Below are 23,786 nucleotides of genomic sequence, written 5' to 3' on the forward strand. Positions count from 1 at the left end.
AAATATAACACTCGCTTTTCCGCCCGGCATCGCCTTTCGGAGGGTCGATGTCGACCGTTCAGCCGCTTTTCAACTTTTCTGACACGCCGGGCAGAAAAAGGTGGAACGCTGGCCCTGGCGGATCTGCCGGACCAGGGTGCCGCACACCCGGCAGGCCTCGCCGGCACGACCGTACACCATGGCTTCGAGCTGGAAGTAGCCGCTGCTGCCGTCGACGTGCGAGAAATCCCTGAGGCTGCTGCCGCCGCGCTCCACCGCGCGGCCCAGCACGTCGCGGATGGCGGCGTGCAGCCGCAGGGCGCGCGGACGCGAGACGCGCGAGGCAGGCAGCGTCGGCCGGATGCCGGCCAGGAACAGCGCCTCGGAGGCGTAGATGTTGCCGACCCCCACGACGACGTCGCCCGCCATCAGCACCTGCTTGATGGGCGCCTGCCGCCGGCGCAGCGCGGCATGGAAGACGCCGGCGTCGAATCCGACCTCCAGCGGCTCCATGCCCAGGCCGTCGAGCAGCTTGCGCGCCGCCGGCGCGTCCTGCGCCTCCACATAGACGGCCGCGCCGAAGCGGCGCGGATCGTTCAGCCGCAGCGTTCCCGCGGTGGTGGCCAGGTCGAAGTGGTCGTGCACGCCCGGCGGCGGCAGCGCGGCGTCGAAACGCAGGCTGCCGGACATCCCCAGGTGCAGCAGCAGCAGGCCCTCGTCCAGGTCGACGAGCAGGTACTTGCCGCGCCGACGCACGCCCTGCACCCGGCGGCCCACCAGCGCCTGCGGCAGCACGCCCAGCCCCCAGCGCAGGGGCTTGCCCATCCGCACGGCCAGCACCTGCGCGCCGGCGATGCGGTCGGCGAAGCCGCGCCGGGTGACTTCGACCTCGGGGAGTTCGGGCATGGGGAATCCAGCGAAAGGGCGCAGCGCAGCCAGGCCGGTTGCCCGGCTGCGGCCATCGTCCGAAAGGGGTTGGATTATTATGATTCGATGCTTTTTTCGCCCCGCAGATACCGCCTGGCGGCAGCCTTGGCGACGGTCGCCACGCTGGGGGCGTGCGCCCAGACGACGACGGCGCCCGAACCTTCCCCTCCTCCTCCTTCCGCTGCCGCGCCGGTCCCTGCCGCCGCACCGGCAGCCGTACCCACCGCAGCCACCCGGACCGACACCCGCGGCGACGCCGGCAAGAACAAGGACACGCCCGAGGACGACGGCCCGGCCCGGCCCTCGGCCATGACGGCCCAGCTGTTCTACGAGGTGCTGGTGGGCGAACTCAACGCCACCGGCGGCGATCCCGGCGAGGGCTTCGAGATGTTGCTCGACGCGGCCCGCCGCACCCGCGAACCGGCCCTGTTCCGCCGCGCCGCCGAAGTGGCGGTGCTGGCGCGCTCGCCCGAGGCCGCGCTGACGGTCGCGCGCCTGTGGCGCGAGGCCCTGCCCGACGCGCGCGAAGCCCGCCGGCTCGAACTGCAGGTGCTGATCGTGCTCGGCCGCCTCGCCGAATCCGAGGCGCCGCTGCGCGACGAGCTGGCGGCCACTCCCGTGGTCGAGCACCCTGCCCTGATGGCGATGATCGTCCGCCACTACAGCCGGGCTGCCGACAAGAAGCTCGCCGCCTCGGTCATCGAGCGCGCGCTGGCCGACGACCTGCGCAACCCCGCCACGGCCGCCCTGGCCTGGACCACGGTGGGCCGCCTGCGCATGGTGGCCGGCGACGCCGGCGGCGCGCTCGATGCCGCGCGCAAGGGCCAGGCGGCCGACCCCGACGCGGACGCGCCGGTCGGGCTCGCGCTGGACCTGATGGAGACGCAGCCCGAGGCCGAGGCCGTCGTCAAGCGCTACCTCGCATCGCCCAAGGCGCTGCCCGAGGCGCGCATCGCCTATGCGCGCGCCCTGGCGGTCGATCGGCGCTATGCGGACGCCTCCGCCGAGCTGCAGGCGCTCACCCAGGCCAAGCCGGAACTGCCCGAACCCTGGCTGCTGCTGGGCTCGCTGCAGGCACAGGCCCGGCAGGACACCCAGGCCGAGGCCTCGGCCAAGCGCTACCTGGAACTCGCCACGCAGCAGAGCGACGCGGACGACCGCCGCCGCGGGCAGACGCAGGCCTACATCCTGCTCGCGCAACTGGCCGAGCGCCGCAAGGACTATGCGGATGCTGAGCAGTGGCTGACGCGCATCGAGGGCGGCGACCAGTTGCCCGCGGCCCGCTCGCAGCGCGCCCTGCTGCTGGCCCGCCAGGGCAAGCTGGCCGAGGCGCGCGAGCTGATCCGCGGGCTGCCGGCGCGCAACGAGGCCGAGCGCCGGCAGAAGCTGCTGGCCGAGGTGCAGCTCCTGCGCGACGCCAAGGACTACCAGAGCGCCTACGACATGCTGGCCCGGGCCAGCACCGCCGCGCCCGAGGACGGCGACCTGCTCTACGACCAGGCCATGATGGCCGAGAAGCTCAACCGGCTGGACGACATGGAGCGCCTGCTGCGCCGGCTGATCCAGCTCAAGCCCGACAACCAGAACGCCTACAACGCGCTGGGCTACGCCTGGGCCGATCGCAACATGCGCCTGCCGGAGGCGCGCGAGCTGATCCTCAAGGCCGTGGCCCTGGCGCCGGACGACCCGTTCATCGCCGACAGCCTGGGCTGGGTCGAATACCGCCTGGGCAACGTCGCCGAGGCCCGGCGCATCCTGGAAGCGGCCTACGGCAAGCGGCCGGACCCGGAGATCGGCGCCCACCTGGGTGAGGTGCTGTGGGCCAGCGGCCAGCGCGACCGCGCCGTGAAGGTGTGGAAGGAAGCCGTCCTGGCCGACGCCGAGAACGAGACCCTGCAGGAAACGCTCAAGCGCCTGCGCGTCAAGCTGTGAGCGCCGCCCGACCGCTCGAAGACGCTCGCACGGCAGTGCGAAGCACGCAGGTTGTCGGGTATTCCCGCCGCCGCACCCTGCTGCGGGCGGCGCCGGCCGCCTGCCTCGCACCGCTTCTCCTGCTGGCCGGATGCACGACGCCGCCTGCCGGCCGGCCGGATGCCGCCGTCTGGACGGGCCGCCTGTCGCTGCACGTGGACAGCCAGCCGGCCCAGACCTTCGCCGCCCTGTTCGAGCTGCGCGGCGCCCCGGGCGCGGGCGAACTCGTCCTCACCAGCCCCATCGGCTCGACGCTGGGCGTGCTGTCGTGGAAGCCCGGCGAGGCCCTGCTGCGCGACGGCAGCCGGGTGCAGCGCTACGACTCCATCGACCTGCTGGCCGAGCGCGTGACCGGCGCCGCCCTGCCGGTGGACGCCCTCTTCCGCTGGCTGGCCGGCGAGCCGGCCGAAGTGCCGGGCTGGCGCGCCGACCTGCGCCAGGCGGCCGCGGGCCGCCTGCAGGCGGTGCGCGAGTCGCCGCCGCCCACGGCCGACCTGCGGGTGGTGTTCGAGCCGCGGCAGGCCGTGCCGTGAAAGCGCTGTACGACCTGCCGGCGCCGGCCAAGCTCAACCTCTTCCTGCACATCACCGGCCGGCGCGAGGACGGCTACCACCTGCTCCAGTCGGTGTTCATGCTGATCGACTGGTGCGACACGCTGCACGTCGAGCTGCGGCGCGACGGCCAGCTCAGCCGCGAGGACCTGGCCGCACCCCTGCCGGCGGACGACCTGGTGCTGCGCGCTGCCCGGGCCCTGCAGGCGGCCGCCGGGCCCCGGGCCGCCGACCTGGGCGCGCACATCGGGGTGCACAAGCGCATCCCGGCGCAGGCCGGCATGGGGGGCGGCTCGTCCGACGCTGCCACCTGCCTGCTGGCGCTGAATCGGCTGTGGACCCTGGGATTCAGCACGGCGCGGCTGATGCGGATCGGCCTGGCCCTGGGGGCCGACGTGCCCTTCTTCCTGGGCGGGCGCAACGCCTGGGTGGAAGGGGTGGGTGAGCAGCTCACGCCGGTCGAGTTGCCCGCCGCCCGCTTCGCCGTCCTCAAGCCGCCCGAGGGCCTGGACACGGGCCGAATTTTTTCGGCGCCGGACCTGCAGCGCGCCACACCTGCTGCTATACTCTCAGGCTTTGCTGCGAACGACGCGGAACAAATCTACCGGTTTGGCCGCAACGACCTGCAGCCGGTTGCCGAGCGGCTTTGTCCGCCGGTGCGCGAAGGCCTCGATTGGCTGGCAGCGCAGGGCCTTTCTTCCGATTCGGCCCGCATGACCGGCTCCGGCAGTGCGGTGTTCGCGCAGATGCCGCAAGGCCTGCGGCTCGCCGACCCGCCACCGGGATGGCAGCTTCGGCAGTGCGGCAATCTGGCAGTCCATCCTCTCGCAGGCTGGGCGCGCTAGGTGAACCGGGCGTCCTTCCCTGGCAGGAGGGGCATCCGGAAGCGACATTCACGGTGGGTGGTCGTTGGACCATCCTCCTGTGTAGGGGAGTCGCCAAGTTGGTTAAGGCACCGGATTTTGATTCCGGCATTCGAGGGTTCGAGTCCTTCCTCCCCTGCCAAATCCTCACGATCACTCCGCCCAATGTCCGAAGACCGCCGGGAAGCAAGCATGCAGGCGTACCACCCTGATTTCATGGTTTTCACCGGCAACGCCAACCCGGCCTTCGCGGCCGAGGTGGCGCAGGCGCTGGGCACCACGCTGGGCGCCGCCCGGGTGGGCCGCTTCTCCGACGGCGAAGTCACCGTGGAACTCCACCAGAACGTGCGCGCGCGCGACGTGTTCGTGGTGCAGTCCACCTGCGCGCCGACCAACGAGAACCTGATGGAGCTGCTGATCATGGTCGACGCGCTCAAGCGCGCCTCGGCCGAGCGGATCAGCGCCGTCATCCCCTACTTCGGCTACGCCCGCCAGGACCGCCGCCCACGCTCCAGCCGCGTGCCGATCTCGGCCAAGGTGGTGGCCAACCTGCTGCAGACCGTGGGCGTCTCGCGCGTGCTGACGATGGACCTGCACGCCGACCAGATCCAGGGCTTCTTCGACATCCCGGTCGACAACATCTACGCCTCGCCGGTGCTGCTGGGCGACCTGCGCGCCAAGAACTACGACGACCTGATCGTGGTCAGCCCCGACGTCGGCGGCGTGGTGCGCGCCCGGGCGCTGGCCAAGCAGCTCAATTGCGACCTGGCCATCATCGACAAGCGCCGGCCCAAGGCCAACGTGAGCGAGGTGATGAACGTCATCGGCGAGATCGACGGCCGCAACTGCGTGATCATGGACGACATGATCGACACCGCCGGAACGCTGGTGAAGGCGGCCGAGGTGCTCAAGGAGCGCGGCGCGAAGAAGGTGTACGCCTACTGCACGCATCCCGTGTTCTCCGGCCCGGCGCTGGAGCGCATCGCCCAGGGCACGGCGCTCGACGAGGTGGTGGTGACCAACACCATCCCCCTGTCCGACGGCGCGGCCGGCTGCGGCAAGATCCGCCAGCTCTCCGTGGCACCGCTGTTCGCCGAGACGATCCAGCGCATCGCCAAGGGCGAGTCGGTGATGAGCCTGTTCTCCGAACAGGACAATCTTTTTTGAGCACTTTGCGATCTGACGATCGCAAAGCGGGTTTGAGAGTCAGCGCGAACAGGACCGGCAAAGCCGGATCCTGATCGCAATGAAGACGGCGCTGCGCGATGCTTCGCGCCGTCTTGAGGAGCACGCTTCGCGGCTCCTTTTGGTGGGTCCTTCGGGCCTTTTTTGAAACGGAGCCAGGCTGGTCGCGGCCGGTTCCATCTGGAGAATCGATATGAAATTCGTCGCCTTCGAGCGCGCCAAGCAGGGTACGGGTGCGAGCCGCCGTCTGCGCAACTCCGGCAAGACGCCGGGCATCGTCTACGGTGGCGAGGGCCAGCCGCAACTGATCGAGCTCGATCACAACGCGCTGTTCCACGCCCTCAAGAAGGAAGCCTTCCACTCGTCCATCCTGGAGATGGAACTGGGCGGCAACGTCACCAAGGTGCTGCTGCGCGACGTGCAGTACCACCCGTTCAAGCAGTTGGTCCAGCACGTGGACTTCCAGCGCGTGGACGCCCGCACCCGCCTGACGGTGAAGGTGCCGCTGCACTTCAAGGGCGAGGAAGAGTCCGAGGCCGTGAAGCTGCACCACAACCTGGTCAACCACGTGATGACCGAACTCCAGATCAGCGTGCTGCCGGCCGACCTGCCCGAGTTCATCGAGGTGGACCTGTCCGGCCTGACCAGCGGCGCCACGGTGCACCTGAGCGACCTGAAGCTGCCCAAGGGCGCGAAGGTCATCACCCACGGCAAGCCGAACCCGGTGGTGGTGTCGGCCGTGGTGCCGGCGGCCGAGGAAGAAGCTGCACCGGCCGAAGCCGCTGCGGCGCCCGCCCCGGCTCCGGCCAAGGGCGGCAAGAAGAAGTAAGACGCAACTGCGCCTTCTTGCGCATCAAGACGGCCCGCCTTGGCGGGCCGTTTTTCTTTTCATAATCCTTTCCATGATCAAGCTCTTCGTCGGCCTGGGCAACCCAGGCCCCGAGTACGAGGCCACGCGCCACAACGCCGGCTTCTGGTGGGTGGACGCGCTGGCACGCGACTGGAAGGTACCGCTGCTGCCCGAGCGCAGCTACCACGGCCTGGTCGCGCGCGCCAGCGTGCAGGGCCACAGCGCCTGGCTGCTGCAGCCGCAGACCTTCATGAACCTCTCCGGCAAGTCGGTGGCGGCGCTCGCGCGCTTCTACAAGATCGCGCCGCAGGAGATCCTGGTGGTGCACGACGAACTGGACATCGTGCCGGGCGAGGCGAAGCTCAAGTTCGGCGGCAGCCATGCCGGGCACAACGGGCTGCGCGACATCCATGCCCAGCTCGGCACCGGCGACTACTGGCGCCTGCGCCTGGGCATCGGCCATCCGGGCGTGAAGTCCGAGGTGGTCGGCTGGGTGCTCAAGAAGCCGCTGCGCGAGCAGCGCGAGGCGATCGACGACGCGATCGTGCGCTCGCTGCATGCCGTGCCTGCGCTGCTGGCCGGCGAGATGGACAAGGCCATGCAGCAGATCCACACCAGCAAGCCGCCGCGGCCCAAGCCCCCGCGCCGCGCGCCGCCGGGCGAGGGCAGCACCGCCCCGCCGGCGGGCTGAAGCGGGGGCACTCGCATCTCAGGGAGGAGAACATGAACCACAAGAAGAACCGCCACCGCGCCGCAGCCGTCCTGCTGCTGGCCGGCGCCTTGCACCTGGGCGCCACGGCGGGCCCGGTCTGGCGCTGCGGCAACGCCTACAGCGACCGCCCCTGTGAACGCGGCCGCAGCGTCGAGGTGGACGACAGCCGCTCCGACGAAGCGCGCCAAGCCAGCGAGGCGCAAACCCGCGATGCGAAGCGCCAGGCCGATGCGATGGCGCGCGAACGCCGTCAGCTCGAAGCCCGGACGGCAGGCCAGGGCCCCGCCGTCATCGCTCTGCCCGAGCGGGCCGAGCCCACGCCGGCGAAGCCGGGCTGGCACAAGCCGCGCAAGCCCAGGAAAGGGGTTGGGGCCGACGACTTCACCGCACGCGACACTTCTGCGCCGGCAGGCAGGAAACGGAAGAAGGCCGGGGACTGAAAGGGATCAGGCGGCCGTGAGCCGCTGGTACTTCTCGTACAGCGTCTCGCGCGACTCGACGTGCGCCGGATTGACCGGAATGCACGCGACGGGGCAGATCTGCACGCACTGCGGCTCGTCGAAGTGCCCCACGCACTCGGTGCACTTGCGGGGATCGATCTCGTAGATCGACTCGCCCATCGAGATGGCACCGTTGGGGCACTCCGGCTCGCAGACGTCGCAGTTGATGCACTCGTCGGTGATCATGAGGGCCATGCGCCGATTATCGGCGCCGGGCATGGACGTTGCGTCCGTCGGGTTATGCTGCGCCCCGCCCCATGAGTCTGTTCCTTCTCAAACGCTTCGCGACCCTGCTCGGTACGCTGATCGGCGCGTCGATCATCGTCTTCCTGGTGCTGGAGATCCTGCCCGGCAACGCGGCGCAGATCCTCATGGGCCCCGACGCCGACCCGTCGGCGGTGGCCGCCCTGGCCACCAAGCTGGGCCTGGACCAGCCGGCCTGGACGCGCTACTGGCACTGGATCGGCGGGCTGCTGACCGGCGACCTGGGCGACAGCTACAGCTACGGCTCGCCGGTGCTCGACCTGATCCTCGAGCGCCTGGCGCTGACGGTGCCGCTGGCCGTGCTGGCGATGCTGCTGACCACGGGAATCGCGCTGGCGGTGGGCGTGACGGCCGCCTCGCGCCACAACCAGCTGGGCGACGTGGGCCTGATGGGCCTCACGCAGGTGGGCATCGCGATCCCGAACTTCTGGTTCGCCATCCTGTTGATCCTGCTCTTCTCGGTGAAGCTGCAGTGGTTCTCGGCCGGCGGCTTCGACGGCTGGGGCACCACCTGGGACGAGCGGCTGGCCGCCTTCAAGTCGCTGCTGCTGCCGGCCCTGTCGCTGGCGGTGGTGCAGGCGGCCATCCTGGCGCGCTTCACCCGCTCGGCGGTGCTGGAGGTGATGCGCGAGGACTTCGTGCGCACCGCCCGCGCCAAGGGCGTGAGCCAGCGCGCCGTGCTGTGGCTGCACGTGCTGCGCAACGCGCTGATCCCCGTCATCACCGTGATGGGCATGCAGTTCTCCGAGCTGCTGGCCGGCACCATCGTGGTGGAGAACGTGTTCTACCTGCCCGGCCTGGGCCGCCTGATCTTCCAGGCCATCAGCAACCGCGACCTGATCGTGGTGCGCAACTGCGTGATGCTGCTGGCTGCCTTCGTGGTGATCGTGAACTTCGTGGTCGACGTGCTGTATGCGGTGATCGACCCGCGTATCAAGGCTTCCGACATATGAGGCCCCCCAGCTTTTCCCGTCGCTTCGCTCCGTGGAACGCCGCCCCCCAAGGGGGAGGCGCGGTCCGCCTTGGGGCGGCCCGGCGGCGACCGCTATGAACGCCGCCGTCGCTCCTTCCGGCGCCGCGCTGAAGCTGCCCGGCTTCTGGCACCGCGCGCTGCGCCACCGCAGCTTCGTCATCGGCGCCGTGCTGACGCTGCTGCTGGTGCTGGCGGCGCTGCTGTCCTATGCGTGGACGCCCTGGCCGCCCAACGACATGGACATGGCCAACAAGCTGGCCGGCCCCACGGCGAAGCACTGGCTGGGCACAGACGCCTTCGGCCGCGACGTGGCCTCGCTGCTGCTGGTGGGCGCACGCGCCTCCATCATGGTCGGCGTGATCGCGGTGGGCATCGGCCTGGTGGTCGGCACCGCGCTCGGGCTGCTGGCCGCCGCCCGGCGCGGCTGGGTGGAAGAGGCCATCATGCGGCTGACGGACTTCAGCCTCGCCTTTCCCGCCATCCTCTCGGCCATCATGCTCACGGCGGTGTTCGGCGCCGGCATCGTCAACGCCATCATCGCGATCGGCATCTACAACATCCCGACCTTCGCGCGCATCACGCGCGGCTCGGCCAACGCCATCTGGTCGCGCGAGTACATCGCCGCCGCGCAGGCCTGCGGCAAGGGGGCGTTCTCGATCACGATGCAGCACGTGCTGCCCAACATCGCCGCGGTGCTGATCGTGCAGAGCACCATCCGCTTCGCCATCGCCATCCTGGCCGAGGCCGCCCTGTCCTACCTGGGCCTGGGCACGCAGCCGCCGCAGCCGTCGTGGGGCCGCATGCTCAGCGAGGCGCAGACGCTGATGTTCCAGCAGCCGCTCCTGGCGGTGTGGCCCGGCATGGCGATCGCGCTGGCGGTGCTGGGGCTGAACCTGCTGGGCGACGGGCTGCGCGACCTGCTCGACCCCCGACTGGCGAGGGCGCGATGAAACTCCTAGAAGTCACCGACCTGCACATCGGCCTGACGACCCCGCGCGGTCCCGCCGAGGCGGTGCGCGGCATCTCCTTCTCGCTCGAGCGCGGCGAGACGCTGGGCATCGTCGGCGAATCGGGCTGCGGCAAGTCGATCACCGTGATGTCGCTGATGGGCCTGCTGCCCGGCAGCGCGAAGGTGTCGGGCAGCATCCGCTTCGACGGGCAGGAACTGGTCGGCCTGCCGGAGAAGGCGATGTGCGGCATCCGCGGCAACCGCATCGGCATGATCTTCCAGGAGCCGATGACGGCGCTGAACCCGGTGCACACCATCGCGCGCCAGGTGGGCGAGCCGCTGCGCATCCACCGCGGCCTCACGAAGGCCGAGGCGCGCAAAGAGGCGCTGGCGCTGCTGGAGCGCGTGGGCATTCCCGACGCCGCCTCGCGGCTGGACGCCTACCCGCACCAGTTTTCCGGCGGCCAGCGCCAGCGCATCGGCATCGCGATGGCGCTGGCCTGCGGGCCCGACCTGCTGATCGCCGACGAGCCGACCACCGCGCTGGACGTGACCATCCAGAAGCAGATCCTCGACCTGATCCAGTCGCTGGTGGCCGAGCGCGGCATGGCGCTGATCCTGATCTCGCACGACCTGGGCGTGATCGCCAGCAGCGTACGCCGCATGCTGGTGATGTACGGCGGCAGCATCGTCGAGAGCGGCCCCACCGAGGCCGTGTTCGCCGAGCGCGCGCATCCCTACACCAAGGGCCTGTTCGCCGCGCGCCCGGCGCTGGGCGCGCCGCGCGGCCAGCGACTGGCGACCATCCCCGGCAGCGTGCCCGAACTGGTGGACCTGCCGCCCGGCTGTCCCTTCGCCGGCCGCTGCCGCTACACGGCCGACGCCTGCCACGGCACGCGGCCGGCGCCCTCGATGCTGCCGCATGACCATGCGGTGCGCTGCCTGCGGCTGGACGAGATCGCCGCAGAAAGCGAGGCGACCGCATGAGCATGAGCCCTCCGCTGCTCGAAGTCACCGACCTGGTGCGCCACTACGCCCTGCCGCGCGAGAAGCTGTTCGCCCCTGCGCCGATGGTGCAGGCCGTCAACGGCGTGAGCTTCACGGTGCAGGCCGGCCGCAGCCTGGGCATCGTCGGCGAGTCGGGCTCGGGCAAATCCACCATCGCACGCATGGTGATGGCGCTGGACACGCCCACCGCCGGCAGCGTGAAGCTGCTGGGCCGCGACCTGCACCGGCTGCCGAAGGCCGAGCTGCGCGCGGCGCGGCGCGACTTCCAGATGGTGTTCCAGGACCCGTACGGCTCGCTCGACCCACGCCGCACGGTGGAGCGCATCGTGGCCGAGCCGCTGGAGGCACTGGCCGGCGCCTCCCGCGCCGAGCAGCGCGAGCGCGCCGCCGAATCGCTGGTGGCCGTGGGCCTGCGCGCCACCGACCTGGCCAAGTACCCGCACGAGTTCTCCGGCGGCCAGCGCCAGCGCATCGCCATCGCCCGCGCTCTCATCACCCGGCCCAAGCTCATCGTGGCCGACGAGCCGGTGAGCGCGCTCGACGTCTCGGTGCAGGCGCAGGTGCTCAACCTGATGCAGGACCTGCAGCAGCAGTACGGCATCAGCTACCTGCTCATCAGCCACGACCTGGCGGTGGTCAACCACCTGTGCGACGAGGTGTGCGTGGTGCTCAAGGGCCGGATCGTCGAGCGCGGCGCGCCGCAGCAGCTCTTCGCCGGGGCCGAGCATCCCTACACCCGGGCGCTGCTGTCCGCCGTGCCGCGAGCAGAGCCGCTGGCCGCCAAGGCCGCCGACGCGCTATAACGCCAACTTTTCCAATTGTTTCCGTTGCAGGAGCTTTCGACCATGCTGAACCGTCGCCACGTGATCGCCTCCACCGGCCTGGCCGCCGCGCTGCCCCACTGGGCCCTCGCCCAGGGCCGCGGCAAGACCGCCATGGTGCTGGCCATGCAGCTCGAACCGCCGGGCCTGGACCCGACGGCGAACGCCGCGTCGGCCATCGGCGAGGTCGTGCTCTACAACGTGATGGAGACGCTCACCAAGATCCATCCCGACGGCAGCGTCTCGCCCCTGCTGGCCGAGAGCTGGGAGGTCTCGCCCGACCTGAAGACCTACACCTTCAAGCTGCGCAAGGGGATCACCTTCCAGAACGGCGAGCCCTTCAACGCCCAGACCGTCAAGTTCAGCTTCGAGCGCGCCGGCGGCGAGAAGAGCACCAACAAGGACAAGCGCACCTACGCCAACCTCACGGTGCAGGCGGTGGACGAACACACGGTGGTCATCCTCAACAAGGAGATCGACCCCGACCTGCCCTTCGTGCTGGGCCAGGCCACGGCCATCATCGTCGAGCCCAAGAGCGCGGCCACCAACGCCACGCAGCCGGTGGGCACCGGGCCCTTCAAGCTCGACAACTTCGCCAAGGGCTCCTCGCTCACGCTCAGCCGCTGGCCGGGCTACAAGGGCGTGCAGAAGCCGGCCCTGCAGAAGGTCACCTTCCGCTTCATCTCCGATCCGGCCGCCGCGGCCGCCGCCCTGCTGGCCGGCGACGTGGATGCCTTCCCGCGCGCGCAGACGCGCATCGTGCCGCAGTTCAAGGCCAACCCGCAGTTCCAGGTGATCCTGGGCGGCTCGCGCGCCAAGACCATCCTGTCGATCAACGAGCGCCGCAAGCCGCTGGACGACGTGCGGGTGCGCCGCGCCATCCTGGCCGCCATCGACCGCAAGGCGGTGATCGAGGGCGCGGCCGACGGCTTCGGCGTGCCCATCGGCAGCCACTACGTGCCCGGCGCGCCCGGCTACGTCGACACCACCGGCATCAACCCCTACGACCCGGAGAAGGCCAAGAAGCTGCTGGCCGAGGCCGGCGTGAAGCTGCCGCTGGAGCTGACCATGACGCTGCCGCCGCCCGCCTATGCGCGCCAGGGCGGCGAGGTGATCGCGGCGCAGCTCGCCAAGGTGGGCATCAACGCGAAGATCCAGAACGTGGAGTGGGCCCAGTGGCTCAGCGGCACCTACGGCGGCGGCTTCAACTACGACCTGACCATCGTGTCGCACGTGGAGCCGTTCGACCTGGTCAACTACACCAAGCCCGAGTACTACTGGGGCTACGGCAGCAAGGAATTCAGCGCCCTGTTCGACAGGATCAAGGCCACCGGCAACGAGGCCGAGCGCAACAAGCTGCTGGGCGAGGCGCAGAAGCTGCTGGCGCAGGACGCGGCCAACGGCTTCCTGTACCAGCCGCAGTTCCCCACCATCGCGCGCAAGAACGTGCGCGGGCTGTGGAAGGAGATGCCGATCTCCTGCAACGATCTGTCCTCGCTCTCGTGGGCATGAGTTCGCCGCCCCGCTGAGCTCCCCGGAACGCCGCGCCCGGCCGACGTCGGGCGCGGCTTTTTCTTTTCTCCCCGCGCCGCCATGACCACTGAATCCTCCCGCCCGCTGCACGACTGGAGCGCAGCCGAACTCTCCCGTGCGTACCGCCGGGGCACGCTCTCGCCGGTCGAGGCCGCGCGGGCCGTGATCGACCGCATCGAGCGCTGGGAACCGCAGTTGCAGGCCACCTACCTCTACCGCCCCGAGGCGGCGCTGGAACAGGCGCGCGCCAGCGAGGCGCGCTGGCGGCGCGGCGAGGCGCTCGGCCCGCTGGACGGCGTGCCCGGCACGCTCAAGGAGAACATCGCCACCGCCGGCGACCCGATGCCCGCCGGCACCGCCGCTGTCGAACTGCGTCCCGCTGCGCAGGACGCGCCACCCGCCGCGCGCCTCAAGGAAGCCGGCATGGTGGTCGTCAGCAAGACCACCATGCCCGACTACGGCATGCTGTCCTCGGGGCTGTCGAGCTTTCACCGCCTGGCGCGCAACCCGTGGGACCTCACGCGCACGCCCGGCGGCTCCAGCGCCGGCGCCGGCGCGGCGGCAGCGGCCGGCTACGGGCCGCTGCACGTGGGCACCGACATCGGCGGCTCGCTGCGGCTGCCGGCCTCGTGGTGCGGCATCTTCACCCTCAAGCCCAGCCTCGGCCGCATTCCCATCGACCCGCCCTACGCCGGCCGCGCCGCCGGTCCGATGACGCGCAGCGTGGAGGACGCCGCGCTGATGATGCAGGCCCTGGCCCGCCCCGATGCACGCGACAGCATGAGCCTGCCTGCGCAGGACATCGACTGGCCCGCCTTCGACGTCGGGCCGGAACACCTGAAAGGACTGCACGTCGGCCTGCTGCTGGAGGCCGGCTGCGGTCTGCCGCTGGATGCCGAGATCCGCGCCGCGGTGGAAGAGGCGGCGCGCCTGTTCGAGCGCGCCGGCGCCCGCGTGACGCTGATGCAACCCTTCATGACGCAGGCCATGCTCGACGGCATGGACCACTTCTGGCGCATGCGCTCCCGGGTCGACCTGCAGGCGCTGCCGCCCGCGCAGCGCGCCAAGGTGCTGCCCTACATCGGCCAGTGGGCCGAGAGCGCCGCCGGCCTGTCGGGCGAGGCGATGTACCGCGCCGCGAGCCAGTTCCACGCCACGCGGGTGGCGACGGTGGCGGCCTGCGCGCCCTTCGACTACGTGCTCTCGCCCGTCTCGCCCAACATGCCGGCACCGGCCGAGGACCCCTCGCCCACCAACGATCCGCTGCGGCCGCTGGAGCACATCGGCTTCACCGTGCCCTACAACATGTCGGAGCAGCCGGCCGCTTCGGTCAACTGCGGCTGGTCGAAGGGCGGCCTGCCCATCGGCCTGCAGATCGCCGGTGCACGCTTCGACGACCTGGGCGTGCTGAAGGTGGCGCGGGCCTTCGAGCAGGTCCGCGGGCCACAGCACCCCTGGCCCGAGCCACCGGCGGCCTGACGCCGCGCCGCATCCGGCCTTCAGGCGAAGGCGGCCTTCACCACCTCGCGCGCCTGTGCGACGAAGGCTGCCTCGCCCGCGCGCGGCGGCAGCAGGCGGAAGACCGCCTGCGGCAGGGCCGGCAGCCCGTGCGGCGCCGGCAGCGCCACGGCGCCCGACGCCGGCAGCGCCGATTCGTTGAGGCAACCGATGCCCAGCCCCGCGGCGAGGGCGGAATGCAGCCCGGCCACGCCCGAGGCCACGTGCACCACCGCGTACGGCACCTTGCGGCGCGCCAGCAGCCCGACGACGAAGCGGTGGACCGAGCAGGTGTCGGGCAGCGCGACCAGGCGCAGCGGCTCGCCGCGTGCGCGCCGCACCCCGGGCGCCGCCGCCCAGCGCAGCGGTTCGCGCCGCAGTTCGTCGCCGGCGGGCCGGCGCATGCTGCCCTCCACGATGCGCATGGTGATGGCCAGGTCGAACTCGCCTCGCGCGTGGCCCGCCTCCACCTCGTCGCTCTTGCGCACCGTGACGCACAGCCGCACCTGCGGGTGCTGCGCGCCCAGCCTCGCCAGCAACGCGGCCATCTCGGCCGTGCGGAAGTAGTCGGTCACGCCCAGGCGCAGCGTGCCGGCCAGCGCGACGCCGTGCAGGTCGCGCCAGGCCGCCTCGCTCAGCGCCAGCAGCCGGCGCGCATGGGCCAGCAGCCGCTCGCCGGCCGGCGTCGGCACCACGCCCGACTTGCTGCGCACCAGCAGCGGATGCCCGGCGCGCTCCTCCAGCTTGCGCAACTGCTCGCTGACCGCCGACTGCGAAAGGAACACCTGCGGCGCCGCCGCGGTGAGGCTGCCGGCATCAATCGCTGCGACGAAGGTTCGGAGTTGAGTGATGTCGAAGTCCTGCATGGCGTCATCCTCCTGCTTTTCCGATGGATGACATTATCAAATCCCGCTTTTCCGATGCAATGGCCGGACCCAGAATCCATCGCACCCCAACCCGAGGAGCCCGCCATGCCGCACATCGTCATCCACCTTTCCGGCGAACCCGACGCCGCCCTCGCCCGCCGCGCCGTGGAGGCGGTGGGAGACCTGACCCGGCGTCTCCTGGGCAAGCAGCCCGAGGTGATCGCCACCACCGTGCAGTTCATCCCCGACGCGCAATGGTTCGTCGGCGGCCGCACCCTCGCCGAGCAGGGCGCCAGCGCCTTCCACCTCGACATCAGCGTCACCGACGAGACCAACACCAAGGCCGAGAAGGCCCGCTACCTCGCGGCCGTGCACGAGGCCATGGCGTCGCTGCGGCCCGACCTGCACGAGGTGAGCTACGTGCACGTCATCGACGCGCGGGCGGCGGCCTACGGCTATGGCGGCCGCACGCAGGAATTCCGCCATCAGGCGGCAAAGATGTAGATCAGCAAGAACCGCCCGGGCCGAGCTTGTTGAAGCCACAGGAACCGTTCAGGCGGAGCCTGTCGAAGCCCGACACGGCGCTTCGACAGGCTCGGCGTGAACGGTGGGCAGATGCGGAGATCAGCGTCCTGCACCGCCGGCCGGCAGTTGCGCCTCGACGAAGCGCTGCGCTTCCGCGTCGTCGATCGGCTTCACGGGCAGGCCCACGGCCGCCAGATGCCGGCTGATCGCCTGCGCCCACAGCACATTGGCCGCCAGGCCCCAGTGGTCGTCGGCCAGCACCGCATGCCGCGGCTCGTCACCCATGGTGTTCGTCACGTCCAGGCTGCCGATGCGCACGCTGCGGTAGGCCGGTGCGCCCTCGGCGCCGCGCCCGCCCCAGAGCGAGCGGAACCAGGCGCGGTCGTCGAAGAAGCTGGCGTGCGGCGTGCGCGCGGCCAGTTCGCGCAGGCCGGCGTCGTAGCGGTCCAGGCCGCGCGCGATGTTGTCCAGCGCCGGGCGCGAGCGCCAGCGGTCGAAGTGCAGCGGCGCGTTGCTGTCGTCGAAGATGCCCACCAGCACGATGTGCGTGAGGGGATGCGCCGCGCGGATCAGGCCCACCGCCTGCTCGACCTCGGACAGGCAGCCGGCGATGGCGCGGTGCTCGGCCGGGGCGTTCGCATCGAGCGCCAGGCCGTCAAGGAAGTCCTGCGGCGCCATCTGCGCCATGCCGATGCGGATGACCACCGCGCCGCGGCGCCAGCGCGCCGGCGCCTGCGCCATGAGGTGCAGCAGCGGCTGCACCTGCCGGCTGGCACCGTGCGTGAGGGCCGTGCACGGCGCGCCGGAGTAGGCCATGTTGTAGCGGTAGTCCTGCTTGCGCGGCGCGCGCACGGCCGCCAGGCCGAGCGCCTGGCCGGCCCGTGCCAGCAGGCGGTTCTGGCCGTCGGTCTCCCAGGTGCCGGGGTCGAGCACGCCCGTCCGCAGGCGCGCCAGCACCTCGGTCCACTGGAAGGTGCGCTCGTGAAAAGCGCCGCCGCGCTGGCCCGAGCCCGGCGGGAAGCTCACCGCGTCCTGGTACGAGTGGCTGAGCGAATCGCCCAGCACGGCGATCGGCACCGCCGCGGCCGGCGGCGGCGTCTGCGCGCCGGCCGCACCCCCGCCCAGCGCCGCCAGCATCGACAGCACGGCCGCGCCCAACAGGTGCTGGCGCCGGGGGCGAGCCAGCACGGCGCCCATCAGCGCCTCTTGAGCACGTGGACGAATTCGGCGCCGAGTGTCTGCTGGTCCACCAGCTCGTTGCCGGTCTGGCGCGCGAAGGCCTGGAAGTCGCGCAGCGAGCCCGGGTCGGTCGCCACCACCTTCAGCAGCTCGCCGCTCGCCATGTCGTTCAGCGCCTTCTTGGCCTTGAGGATGGGCAGCGGGCAGTTCAGGCCGCGGGTGTCGATCTCTCGGGCGATGGGCAGGTCGGTCGTCATCGCGCGTCTCCGGGCTGCGGCGGCTGGTCGAGGCCGCGGCGCCGCTCCTCGTTCTCGGCCGCGGTGAAGAACACCGGCTCGTGCCCGCGCGAGCGCAGCCAGTCGGCCAACGCGTAGCCGGTGCCCGCCGGCCAGCACTTGAGGTCCTTCAGGTCGTAGAGGCGCCAGTCCACCAGCTCGGGCGAGAGCTTCACCTCGCCGTCGGCCACCACGTGGTAGGCGATGATGACCTGGTTCATGCGCTGGAAGTCGTAGGCGCCGACGATGTTCACCTCGCTCACGTCGAGGTTGGTCTCTTCCTTCACCTCGCGGGCGATGCCTTCCTGGGGCGTCTCGCCCGCCTCCATGAAGCCGGTGATGAGCGCGAACATCTTGGCCGGCCAGGCCGCGTTGCGCGCCAGCAGCACCTGGCCGCGGTACTCGACGATGGCGGCCAGCACCGGCGTCGGGTTGTTCCAGTGGGTGTGGCCGCAGGCCGGGCAGCGCAGGCGCGACTTGGGGCCGCTGTCTTCCAGCTGCTCGATCCATTCGAGCGGGGTGGCGCAGGCCTGACAGAACTTGGGCAGATGCATCATGCGGGGAACACGCCGGTGGAAAGATAGCGGTCGCCGCGGTCGCACACGACGAACACGATGGTGGCGTTCTCCACCGTCTTGGCCACCTGCAGCGCGACCCACAGCGCACCTGCCGCGGAGATGCCGCCGAAGATGCCCTCCTCGCGCGCCAGCCGGCGGGCCATCTCCTCGGCGTCGTCCTGCTTCACGTAGATCATCTCGTCGACCGCCGTGGGGTCGTAGATCTTGGGCAGGTACTCCTCGGGCCACTTGCGGATGCCGGGGATGCGCGAGCCCTCTTCCGGCTGCGCGCCGACGATGCGCACCTCGGGGCTCTTCTCCTTGAGGAAGCGCGACACGCCGGTGATGGTGCCGGTAGTGCCCATCGCGCTGACGAAGTGGGTGATGCGCCCGCCCGTCTGCTCCCACAGCTCGGGGCCGGTGGTCTCGTAGTGGATGCGCGGGTTGTCGGGGTTGGCGAACTGGTCGAGCACGCGGCCCTTGCCCTGCGCCACCATCTGGTCGGCCAGGTCGCGCGCGTACTCCATGCCGCCGCTCTTGGGCGTGAGGACCAGTTCGGCGCCGAAGGCCTTCATGGTCTGCGCGCGCTCGACCGAGAGGTCCTCCGGCATGATCAGCACCATGCGGTAGCCGCGCACCGCCGCCGCCATGGCGAGCGCGATGCCGGTGTTGCCCGAGGTGGCCTCGATCAGCGTGTCGCCCGGCTTGATCTCGCCGCGCTCCTCGGCGCGCCGGATCATCGACAGCGCGGGCCGGTCCTTGACGGAGCCGGCCGGGTTGTTGCCCTCCAGCTTGGCCAGGATCACGTTGCCGCGCCGGCCGTTGGCCTCGGCCTCGATACGTTGCAGGGCCACCAGCGGCGTCCTGCCGATGGCGTCTTCGATGGTGGGATAGGTCATGGGAGCAGGTGGGGAAGCCAGGGGCACTGTGCCATAATTTTCGGCTCCTCTCCCAACCCGTGCCCGGGTGGTGAAATTGGTAGACGCAGGGGACTCAAAATCCCCCGCCGCAAGGCGTGCCGGTTCGATTCCGGCCCCGGGCACCAGATGCTGCTCAGCCCGCCTCATGGCGGGTTCATCGTTTCCAGGCCCCGCTCAGCGGCCCTGGGCCAGGTCGAAGCAGCCGCCCCCGTAGTACGCCCGGTCGCCCCCTTCCACGAAGGGGATCTCGATCGGCTTGCCCTCGTTGCGCCAGCCGTCGCGGCGGCGGTACCCGGCATCGACGATCTCCTTCTGGATCGCCTCGTGGTGCTGGACGCGGTACGGACACACGCCGAAGCCGATGCTGTTGAGCGTGTAGATGGTGCGGTCCTCGTGCATGGCCGTGGTGTTGAGCACGATGCGCTGCGGCTTGGCCGGCAGCTTCGCCAGCAATTCGCCCAGCGTCGTCGGCAGGTACTGCAGCGAGCCCGAGAGCATCAGCACGTCATGGCCGGAGGCGTCGGTGGGTTCGGTGCCGAAGCTCAGTTGCGCCTGCGCGCCGCGCTCCACCGCCAGTTCGCGGCCGGTCTGCACCACGCCGGGCACGTCGCACACATGCCATCGCAGCGCGGCCGGCATCTCCAGCACGCGGCGGAAAGCGTAGTACTTGATGCCCACGTGCCCGCCGAGGTCGAACACGCGCGTGGCGCCGCCGGCGATCGCCTGGCCGACCCAGAACAGGGCCGGGTAGTCCCAGTTGTAGATCTGGTGGCTGTACAGCGCCTTCGCGCCCTCGGCGTTGTCGTACCCCGCCGCGAATTGCGCGGGGATGTGGGCGCGGGCCTCGTCGAAGCTGCCGAAGTCGCCCATGAACAGGTTCTCGTCCTTGTTCTCGTAGAAGCGCCGCTCATAGGCCGATTTGCGGCCGGCTGCCGAAAACACGTTCAACACCATGCGCAGTCCTCGTTGAAATTCATGGCCTGTGGCGGGCGCTCATTCTGCCGCTTCGCCTCGGGCGGGGGATTCATTCTGTCGCAGCCCGGCATGGACGGTGGGGTGGCGCAGCGCCACGCGCAGTTCGCGCTTGAGGCGCCGGTTGTCCAGGCGCCGCGACTCGTCCATGAAGCTCAGCAACTGCGGCGTCAGCCGGCCGGCCGCCTCGCTGCGCGCGACGCGCGGCGGGCGCGGCAGGCCGTACAGGTCGGCCGCCAGGTCGAAATAGTCGCCCATCTTCAGCTCGGTGTCGTCGCTGGCGTTCACCACGCGCTGCGGCCGCCCCCGGAACAGCGCCGCGACGCAGGCGCGCGCCAGGTCGTCGGCATGGATGTGGCTGGTGTGGACGTCGTCCTCGGCCCGCAGCGCCGGCGTGCCGCGCAGCAGGCGCTCGCGCGGCGTGCCGCCCTCGCGGTCCGGCGCGTAGATGCCGGGGATGCGCAGGATGCCGGCGCGCACGCCGGCGGCGCGGCCCAGCCAGCGCACGGCGCGCTCGGCCGCCACGCGCCGCTGCGCGCGGGGCGTGGCGGGGCGCACGGGGCGCGTCTCGTCCACCCGGGCCCCGCCGCAGTCGCCGTAGACGCCGCTGGTGGAGCCGTAGACCAGCGCCTGCGGCGGCGAGCGCCGCGCCAGCGCCCGCACCAGCGCCAGGGTGCGCGGATCGCCCTGCCCCTCGCGCGGCGGCGGCGCCAGGTGCAGCACGCGCGTGCCGAGCCCCGCCAGGCGGCGCAGCGTGGCCGGCGCGTCCAGGTCGCCCAGCAGGGGCCGAGCGCCCGCGGCGCGCAGCAGCGGCACGCGCCCGGGCGAGGAGGTCAGCGCCAGCACGTTCAGCCGGCCCGCCACCTGCCGCAGCACGCGCTGGCCGACGTCGCCGCAGCCGACGATCAGCAGCCGCCCGCGCCGGAAGCGCGAGGGCAAGGCCCCGAGGGGGTTTGTGTTTGAAGGCAAAATCGTGGATTCCCTGCTGCACAGAGAGAAGCGTTCCGCGGAACGCCCGAGAATACCCATGAGCCTCGCCGACCCCGCCGGATCGGGCTTTTCCGTCACCGTCGAGCCCAGCGGCCGCCACTTCGGCGTCAACGCCGACGAAACCATCCTGGCCGCCGGCATCCGCCAGGGCATCGGCCTGCCCTACGGCTGCAAGGACGGCGCCTGCGGCTCCTGCAAGTGCAGGAAGCTGTCGGGCACCGTGACGATGGAGGCCCACCAGAGCAAGGCCCTGTCGGCCGAGGAGGAACTGGCCGGCTTCATCCTCACCTGCCGCTCGCATCCGACCAGCGACGTGGTGCTCGAATCGCGCCAGGTCACCGAGGCCGGCGCCTTCCCGATCCGCAAGATGCCGGTGCGCGTCAGCGCGCTGACGAAGCAGTCGCACGACGTGATGCTGCTGCGCCTGCAACTGCCGGCCGGCGACCCGCTGCAGTTCCACGCGGGCCAGTACGTGGAGTTCATCCTGCAGGGCGGCGCGCGGCGCAGCTACTCGATGGCGAACGCGCCGCACACGCTGAGCGAACCGGGCACCGGCATCGAGCTGCACATCCGCCACATGCCGGGCGGCAAGTTCACCGACCACGTGTTCGGCGCGATGAAGGAAAAGGAGATCCTGCGCATCGAAGGCCCCTACGGCAGCTTCTTCCTGCGCGAGGACTCCGACAAGCCGATCGTGCTGCTGGCCTCGGGCACCGGCTTCGCGCCGATCAAGGCGCTGATCGAGCACATGCGCTTCAAGGCCATCGACCGGCCCGCCGTGCTGTACTGGGGCGGCCGCCGGCCGGAAGACCTGTACATGGACGGCTGGATGCGCGAGCGCCTGGCCGAGATGCCCAACCTGCGCTACGTGCCGGTGGTCTCCAACGCGGTGCCGGAGGACAACTGGACGGGCCGCACCGGCTTCGTGCACCGCGCGGTGCTGGAAGACATCCCCGACCTCTCGGGCCACCAGGTCTACGCCTGCGGCGCGCCGGTCGTGGTCGACTCGGCCCGGCACGACTACGTGGCCGAAGCCGGCCTGCCCGAAGAGGAATTCTTCGCCGACGCCTTCACCACCGAGGCGGACAAGGCGCAGCCCTGAGCCGCACTCCATTCACCTTCCCTCGACCCTCCCCTGCACAACAACATGAACAAGAGACATCTGCTTTCCCTCCTGCTCGGCGCCGGCGCGGCGCTCGCCGCCACGCCCTGGGCCCATGCGCAGGGCACGCACGCCGTGCGCCTGGTGGTGCCCTACGCCGCCGGCGGCCCCATCGACGTGACGGCCCGGGCGCTCGCCGAGCGCGTCAAGGACGCGCTGGGCGGCCCGGTGATCATCGACAACAAGCCCGGCGCCGGCGGCAACATCGGCGCCGACATGGTGGCCAAGGCGGCGCCGGACGGCCTGACCATCGGCATCGCCGCCACCGCCACGAACGCGGTGAACCCTTGGCTCTACACGAAGATGCCGTTCAACGCCCAGGCGGACTTCGCCCCCATCACGCAGATGGTGCGCGTGCCCAACGTGCTGGTGATGAACGCCGAGACGGCGCAGCGCCTGAAGATCGACTCGCTGCAGGACCTGATCGCCTACGGCAAGGCGAACCCCGGCAAGCTCAACTACGGCAGCGGCGGCAACGGCAGCGCCGGCCACCTGGCCGGCGAGATGTTCAAGAAGGCGGCCGGCATCTTCGCCGTGCACATCCCCTACAACGGCGGCAACCCGGCGCAACTGGCGCTGCTGTCGGGGCAGGTGGACTTCAACTTCGACAACCTCGCCACCGCCGCGCCCAACATCAAGGCCGGCAAGCTCAAGGCGCTGGCCGTCACCACGCTGCAGCGCAGCCCCTTCCTGCCCGACGCGCCGCCGGTGGCCGATACGCTCAAGGGCTTCTCGATCGACACCTGGTGGGGCCTGGTGGCGCCGGCCGGCACGCCCAAGGCCACCATCGACAAGCTGAACCAGGCCTTCGTCGCCGCGCTCAAGGCGCCGGAGACGCAGGCGCGCTTCGCCGCCCTCTTCGCCGAGCCGGTGCCCACCACGCCGGAGCAGTTCGGCGCCTTCATGAAGGCGGAACTGGCCAAGTACGAGCAGGTGGTGAAAGCCACCGGCGCGAAGGTGGACTGAAGCACCCACGCACAAGAAAAAGGCCCGCGCGATGCGGGCCTTTTTCTTGCCGCGCCAGTGCGGTCCGGGCTACTCGCCCAGGTAGGCGGCGCGCACCTTCGGGTCGTTGAGCATGACCTTCGCGTCGCCGCTCATGGAGATCAGGCCCGACTCCATCACGTAGCCGCGGTCGGCGAGCTGCAGCGCGCGGCTGGCGTTCTGCTCCACCAGCAGGATGGTCACGCCCTGGTTGTGCACCTCCTGCACCACCTCGAAGATCTTGTCGCACATGATGGGCGACAGGCCCATCGTGGGCTCGTCCATCAGCAGCACCTTGGGCCGCGCCATCAGCGCCCGGCCCATGGCCAGCATCTGCTGCTCGCCGCCCGACATGGTGCCGGCCAGCTGCGTGGCGCGCTCCTTCAGGCGCGGGAAGATGCCGAAGACCTTCTCGATGTCGGCCGCGATGCCGGCCTTGTCGTTGCGCACGTAGGCGCCGATCTGCAGGTTCTCGGTGATGGTCATGCGGGTGAACACGCCGCGCCCCTCGGGCACCATCACCAGCCCCTCCTTGACCAGGTCCCACGCGCCGCGTCCCTTGGTGGGCTTGCCCATGAACTCGATCTGGCCCTCCAGCGGCGGCAGCGTGCCGGTGATGGCCTTCATGGTGGTGGTCTTGCCGGCGCCGTTGGAGCCGATCAGCGAGACCAGCTCCCCCTCGTGAACCTCGAAGTCCACGCCCTTGACGGCCTGGATACCGCCGTATGCGACCTTCAGGCCGCTGACTTTCAACAGTGTCTGTGCCATGCGCC

26 protein-coding genes and 2 tRNA genes are annotated in these 23,786 nt (G+C 70.8%); 18 read left to right on the forward strand and 10 right to left on the reverse strand.

The window, feature by feature from the left end; translation table 11 throughout:
• Window positions 1-69: 69 nt before the first annotated feature.
• On the reverse strand, window positions 70-885 hold the full coding sequence (mutM, locus tag Q392_RS11495) for a bifunctional DNA-formamidopyrimidine glycosylase/DNA-(apurinic or apyrimidinic site) lyase (protein WP_038206716.1): 816 nt from the start codon (window positions 883-885) through the stop codon (window positions 70-72).
• An 87-nt stretch (window positions 886-972) separates the two neighbouring features.
• Between mutM and Q392_RS11500 the strand changes: the two genes are divergently transcribed.
• The 8 genes from Q392_RS11500 (at window position 973) to Q392_RS31290 (ending at window position 7,478) form a co-directional block, all read left to right on the forward strand.
• The gene (locus Q392_RS11500; RefSeq protein ID WP_038206719.1) at window positions 973-2,838 is read left to right on the forward strand and encodes a tetratricopeptide repeat protein; all 1,866 of its coding nucleotides are present in this window, start codon (window positions 973-975) and stop codon (window positions 2,836-2,838) included.
• 35 nt (window positions 2,839-2,873) lie between these two features.
• Window positions 2,874-3,410 (forward strand): lipoprotein insertase outer membrane protein LolB, encoded by a 537-nt coding sequence (locus Q392_RS11505; RefSeq protein ID WP_245610701.1) that lies wholly within the window; start codon window positions 2,874-2,876, stop codon window positions 3,408-3,410.
• Window positions 3,407-4,273: a 4-(cytidine 5'-diphospho)-2-C-methyl-D-erythritol kinase gene (ispE, locus tag Q392_RS11510; protein ID WP_038206721.1), complete on the forward strand. Its 867-nt coding sequence runs from the start codon at window positions 3,407-3,409 to the stop codon at window positions 4,271-4,273. The genes Q392_RS11505 and ispE overlap by 4 nt, the downstream gene beginning before the upstream one ends.
• Before the next feature lie 83 nt (window positions 4,274-4,356).
• Window positions 4,357-4,433, forward strand: a tRNA-Gln gene (locus Q392_RS11515).
• Window positions 4,434-4,483: 50 nt separating this feature from the next.
• On the forward strand, window positions 4,484-5,458 hold the full coding sequence (locus tag Q392_RS11520) for a ribose-phosphate pyrophosphokinase (RefSeq protein WP_038207017.1): 975 nt from the start codon (window positions 4,484-4,486) through the stop codon (window positions 5,456-5,458).
• Window positions 5,459-5,669: 211 nt separating this feature from the next.
• Window positions 5,670-6,305 (forward strand): 50S ribosomal protein L25/general stress protein Ctc, encoded by a 636-nt coding sequence (locus Q392_RS11525; RefSeq protein WP_038206723.1) that lies wholly within the window; start codon window positions 5,670-5,672, stop codon window positions 6,303-6,305.
• Window positions 6,306-6,378: 73 nt separating this feature from the next.
• Entirely contained in the window at window positions 6,379-7,017 is a 639-nt protein-coding gene (pth, locus tag Q392_RS11530) for an aminoacyl-tRNA hydrolase (protein ID WP_038206728.1), read from the forward strand.
• Window positions 7,018-7,049: 32 nt separating this feature from the next.
• The gene (locus Q392_RS31290; protein WP_051953300.1) at window positions 7,050-7,478 is read left to right on the forward strand and encodes a hypothetical protein; all 429 of its coding nucleotides are present in this window, start codon (window positions 7,050-7,052) and stop codon (window positions 7,476-7,478) included.
• Window positions 7,479-7,484: 6 nt separating this feature from the next.
• Here the strand turns inward: Q392_RS31290 and Q392_RS11540 are convergent, their stop codons facing one another.
• Window positions 7,485-7,733 carry a YfhL family 4Fe-4S dicluster ferredoxin gene (locus tag Q392_RS11540; protein ID WP_038206732.1) on the reverse strand — a complete coding sequence of 83 codons (249 nt, stop codon included), beginning with the start codon at window positions 7,731-7,733 and terminating at the stop codon, window positions 7,485-7,487.
• A 62-nt stretch (window positions 7,734-7,795) separates the two neighbouring features.
• Between Q392_RS11540 and Q392_RS11545 the strand changes: the two genes are divergently transcribed.
• The 6 genes from Q392_RS11545 to Q392_RS11570 all read left to right on the forward strand — a co-directional run bounded on the left by Q392_RS11545 (window position 7,796) and on the right by Q392_RS11570 (window position 14,565).
• Window positions 7,796-8,755, forward strand: coding sequence for an ABC transporter permease (locus tag Q392_RS11545; protein WP_038206738.1), 960 nt, complete (start codon window positions 7,796-7,798; stop codon window positions 8,753-8,755).
• Window positions 8,756-8,849: 94 nt separating this feature from the next.
• Window positions 8,850-9,725, forward strand: a complete 876-nt coding sequence (locus Q392_RS11550) for an ABC transporter permease (RefSeq protein ID WP_038206744.1) — start codon at window positions 8,850-8,852, stop codon at window positions 9,723-9,725.
• Entirely contained in the window at window positions 9,722-10,711 is a 990-nt protein-coding gene (locus Q392_RS11555) for an ABC transporter ATP-binding protein (RefSeq protein ID WP_038206749.1), read from the forward strand. The genes Q392_RS11550 and Q392_RS11555 overlap by 4 nt, the downstream gene beginning before the upstream one ends.
• Window positions 10,708-11,535 carry an ATP-binding cassette domain-containing protein gene (locus Q392_RS11560; RefSeq protein ID WP_038206758.1) on the forward strand — a complete coding sequence of 276 codons (828 nt, stop codon included), beginning with the start codon at window positions 10,708-10,710 and terminating at the stop codon, window positions 11,533-11,535. Before Q392_RS11555 ends, Q392_RS11560 begins: the two co-directional genes overlap by 4 nt.
• Window positions 11,536-11,577: 42 nt before the next feature.
• Complete coding sequence (locus Q392_RS11565; RefSeq protein ID WP_038206766.1) at window positions 11,578-13,065, forward strand: ABC transporter substrate-binding protein; 1,488 nt, start codon at window positions 11,578-11,580, stop codon at window positions 13,063-13,065.
• 81 nt (window positions 13,066-13,146) lie between these two features.
• Window positions 13,147-14,565 (forward strand): amidase, encoded by a 1,419-nt coding sequence (locus Q392_RS11570; protein ID WP_038206773.1) that lies wholly within the window; start codon window positions 13,147-13,149, stop codon window positions 14,563-14,565.
• A 20-nt stretch (window positions 14,566-14,585) separates the two neighbouring features.
• Here the strand turns inward: Q392_RS11570 and Q392_RS11575 are convergent, their stop codons facing one another.
• Window positions 14,586-15,449, reverse strand: coding sequence for a LysR family transcriptional regulator (locus tag Q392_RS11575; protein ID WP_038206777.1), 864 nt, complete (start codon window positions 15,447-15,449; stop codon window positions 14,586-14,588).
• 105 nt (window positions 15,450-15,554) lie between these two features.
• On the opposite strand from Q392_RS11575, the gene Q392_RS11580 reads away from it, so the two are divergent.
• Window positions 15,555-15,953, forward strand: a complete 399-nt coding sequence (locus Q392_RS11580; RefSeq protein WP_038206783.1) for a tautomerase family protein — start codon at window positions 15,555-15,557, stop codon at window positions 15,951-15,953.
• Window positions 15,954-16,073: 120 nt separating this feature from the next.
• Here Q392_RS11580 and Q392_RS11585 read toward each other — a convergent pair whose 3' ends face one another.
• Genes Q392_RS11585 through cysM form a run of 4 tightly spaced genes read right to left on the reverse strand, consistent with a single transcriptional unit; the run spans window position 16,074 to window position 18,884 of the window.
• Window positions 16,074-17,171, reverse strand: a complete 1,098-nt coding sequence (locus Q392_RS11585; protein WP_051953302.1) for a hypothetical protein — start codon at window positions 17,169-17,171, stop codon at window positions 16,074-16,076.
• Entirely contained in the window at window positions 17,171-17,398 is a 228-nt protein-coding gene (locus Q392_RS11590) for a sulfurtransferase TusA family protein (protein WP_038207026.1), read from the reverse strand. Before Q392_RS11590 ends, Q392_RS11585 begins: the two co-directional genes overlap by 1 nt.
• An 8-nt stretch (window positions 17,399-17,406) precedes the next feature.
• Window positions 17,407-17,982, reverse strand: coding sequence for an NUDIX domain-containing protein (locus tag Q392_RS11595; RefSeq protein ID WP_425425179.1), 576 nt, complete (start codon window positions 17,980-17,982; stop codon window positions 17,407-17,409).
• On the reverse strand, window positions 17,982-18,884 hold the full coding sequence (gene cysM / locus Q392_RS11600; RefSeq protein ID WP_038206794.1) for a cysteine synthase CysM: 903 nt from the start codon (window positions 18,882-18,884) through the stop codon (window positions 17,982-17,984). The genes Q392_RS11595 and cysM overlap by 1 nt, the downstream gene beginning before the upstream one ends.
• A gap of 61 nt (window positions 18,885-18,945) precedes the next feature.
• On the opposite strand from cysM, the gene Q392_RS11605 reads away from it, so the two are divergent.
• Window positions 18,946-19,030, forward strand: a tRNA-Leu gene (locus Q392_RS11605).
• A gap of 49 nt (window positions 19,031-19,079) precedes the next feature.
• On the opposite strand, the gene Q392_RS11610 is transcribed toward Q392_RS11605, so the two are convergent.
• Window positions 19,080-19,859: a TIGR04325 family methyltransferase gene (locus tag Q392_RS11610; protein WP_038206800.1), complete on the reverse strand. Its 780-nt coding sequence runs from the start codon at window positions 19,857-19,859 to the stop codon at window positions 19,080-19,082.
• 39 nt (window positions 19,860-19,898) lie between these two features.
• Entirely contained in the window at window positions 19,899-20,846 is a 948-nt protein-coding gene (locus Q392_RS11615) for an SDR family oxidoreductase (protein ID WP_038206803.1), read from the reverse strand.
• Between the two features lie 58 nt (window positions 20,847-20,904).
• Between Q392_RS11615 and Q392_RS11620 the strand changes: the two genes are divergently transcribed.
• Both Q392_RS11620 and Q392_RS11625 read left to right on the forward strand, forming a co-directional pair.
• Entirely contained in the window at window positions 20,905-21,969 is a 1,065-nt protein-coding gene (locus tag Q392_RS11620) for a CDP-6-deoxy-delta-3,4-glucoseen reductase (RefSeq protein WP_038206806.1), read from the forward strand.
• A 45-nt stretch (window positions 21,970-22,014) separates the two neighbouring features.
• Window positions 22,015-22,995: a Bug family tripartite tricarboxylate transporter substrate binding protein gene (locus tag Q392_RS11625; protein WP_038206808.1), complete on the forward strand. Its 981-nt coding sequence runs from the start codon at window positions 22,015-22,017 to the stop codon at window positions 22,993-22,995.
• 69 nt (window positions 22,996-23,064) lie between these two features.
• Here the strand turns inward: Q392_RS11625 and Q392_RS11630 are convergent, their stop codons facing one another.
• A complete protein-coding gene (locus Q392_RS11630) occupies window positions 23,065-23,781 on the reverse strand; it encodes an ABC transporter ATP-binding protein (RefSeq protein ID WP_038206811.1) in 717 nt (238 codons plus the stop codon).
• Between the last annotated feature and the right edge of the window lie 5 nt (window positions 23,782-23,786).

The organism is Xenophilus azovorans DSM 13620 (genome assembly GCF_000745855.1).
Taxonomy (GTDB): domain Bacteria; phylum Pseudomonadota; class Gammaproteobacteria; order Burkholderiales; family Burkholderiaceae_C; genus Xenophilus; species Xenophilus azovorans.

Excerpts from the sequence above, each read along its gene's own strand:
- Q392_RS11565 (WP_038206766.1), top strand. The coding sequence starts at position 11,578 with ATGCTGAACCGTCGCCACGTGATCGCCTCCACCGGCCTGGCCGCCGCG.
- Q392_RS11560 (WP_038206758.1), top strand. The coding sequence starts at position 10,708 with ATGAGCATGAGCCCTCCGCTGCTCGAAGTCACCGACCTGGTGCGCCAC.
- Q392_RS11620 (WP_038206806.1), top strand. The coding sequence starts at position 20,905 with ATGAGCCTCGCCGACCCCGCCGGATCGGGCTTTTCCGTCACCGTCGAG.
- Q392_RS11595 (WP_425425179.1), bottom strand. The coding sequence starts at position 17,982 with ATGCATCTGCCCAAGTTCTGTCAGGCCTGCGCCACCCCGCTCGAATGG.
- Q392_RS11525 (WP_038206723.1), top strand. The coding sequence starts at position 5,670 with ATGAAATTCGTCGCCTTCGAGCGCGCCAAGCAGGGTACGGGTGCGAGC.
- Q392_RS11520 (WP_038207017.1), top strand. The coding sequence starts at position 4,484 with ATGCAGGCGTACCACCCTGATTTCATGGTTTTCACCGGCAACGCCAAC.
- Q392_RS31290 (WP_051953300.1), top strand. The coding sequence starts at position 7,050 with ATGAACCACAAGAAGAACCGCCACCGCGCCGCAGCCGTCCTGCTGCTG.
- mutM (WP_038206716.1), bottom strand. The coding sequence starts at position 885 with ATGCCCGAACTCCCCGAGGTCGAAGTCACCCGGCGCGGCTTCGCCGAC.
- Q392_RS11555 (WP_038206749.1), top strand. The coding sequence starts at position 9,722 with ATGAAACTCCTAGAAGTCACCGACCTGCACATCGGCCTGACGACCCCG.
- Q392_RS11580 (WP_038206783.1), top strand. The coding sequence starts at position 15,555 with ATGCCGCACATCGTCATCCACCTTTCCGGCGAACCCGACGCCGCCCTC.
- Q392_RS11570 (WP_038206773.1), top strand. The coding sequence starts at position 13,147 with ATGACCACTGAATCCTCCCGCCCGCTGCACGACTGGAGCGCAGCCGAA.
- pth (WP_038206728.1), top strand. The coding sequence starts at position 6,379 with ATGATCAAGCTCTTCGTCGGCCTGGGCAACCCAGGCCCCGAGTACGAG.
- Q392_RS11585 (WP_051953302.1), bottom strand. The coding sequence starts at position 17,171 with ATGGGCGCCGTGCTGGCTCGCCCCCGGCGCCAGCACCTGTTGGGCGCG.
- Q392_RS11500 (WP_038206719.1), top strand. The coding sequence starts at position 973 with ATGCTTTTTTCGCCCCGCAGATACCGCCTGGCGGCAGCCTTGGCGACG.
- Q392_RS11630 (WP_038206811.1), bottom strand. The coding sequence starts at position 23,781 with ATGGCACAGACACTGTTGAAAGTCAGCGGCCTGAAGGTCGCATACGGC.
- Q392_RS11610 (WP_038206800.1), bottom strand. The coding sequence starts at position 19,859 with ATGGTGTTGAACGTGTTTTCGGCAGCCGGCCGCAAATCGGCCTATGAG.
- cysM (WP_038206794.1), bottom strand. The coding sequence starts at position 18,884 with ATGACCTATCCCACCATCGAAGACGCCATCGGCAGGACGCCGCTGGTG.
- Q392_RS11540 (WP_038206732.1), bottom strand. The coding sequence starts at position 7,733 with ATGGCCCTCATGATCACCGACGAGTGCATCAACTGCGACGTCTGCGAG.
- Q392_RS11625 (WP_038206808.1), top strand. The coding sequence starts at position 22,015 with ATGAACAAGAGACATCTGCTTTCCCTCCTGCTCGGCGCCGGCGCGGCG.
- Q392_RS11550 (WP_038206744.1), top strand. The coding sequence starts at position 8,850 with ATGAACGCCGCCGTCGCTCCTTCCGGCGCCGCGCTGAAGCTGCCCGGC.
- Q392_RS11575 (WP_038206777.1), bottom strand. The coding sequence starts at position 15,449 with ATGCAGGACTTCGACATCACTCAACTCCGAACCTTCGTCGCAGCGATT.
- Q392_RS11545 (WP_038206738.1), top strand. The coding sequence starts at position 7,796 with ATGAGTCTGTTCCTTCTCAAACGCTTCGCGACCCTGCTCGGTACGCTG.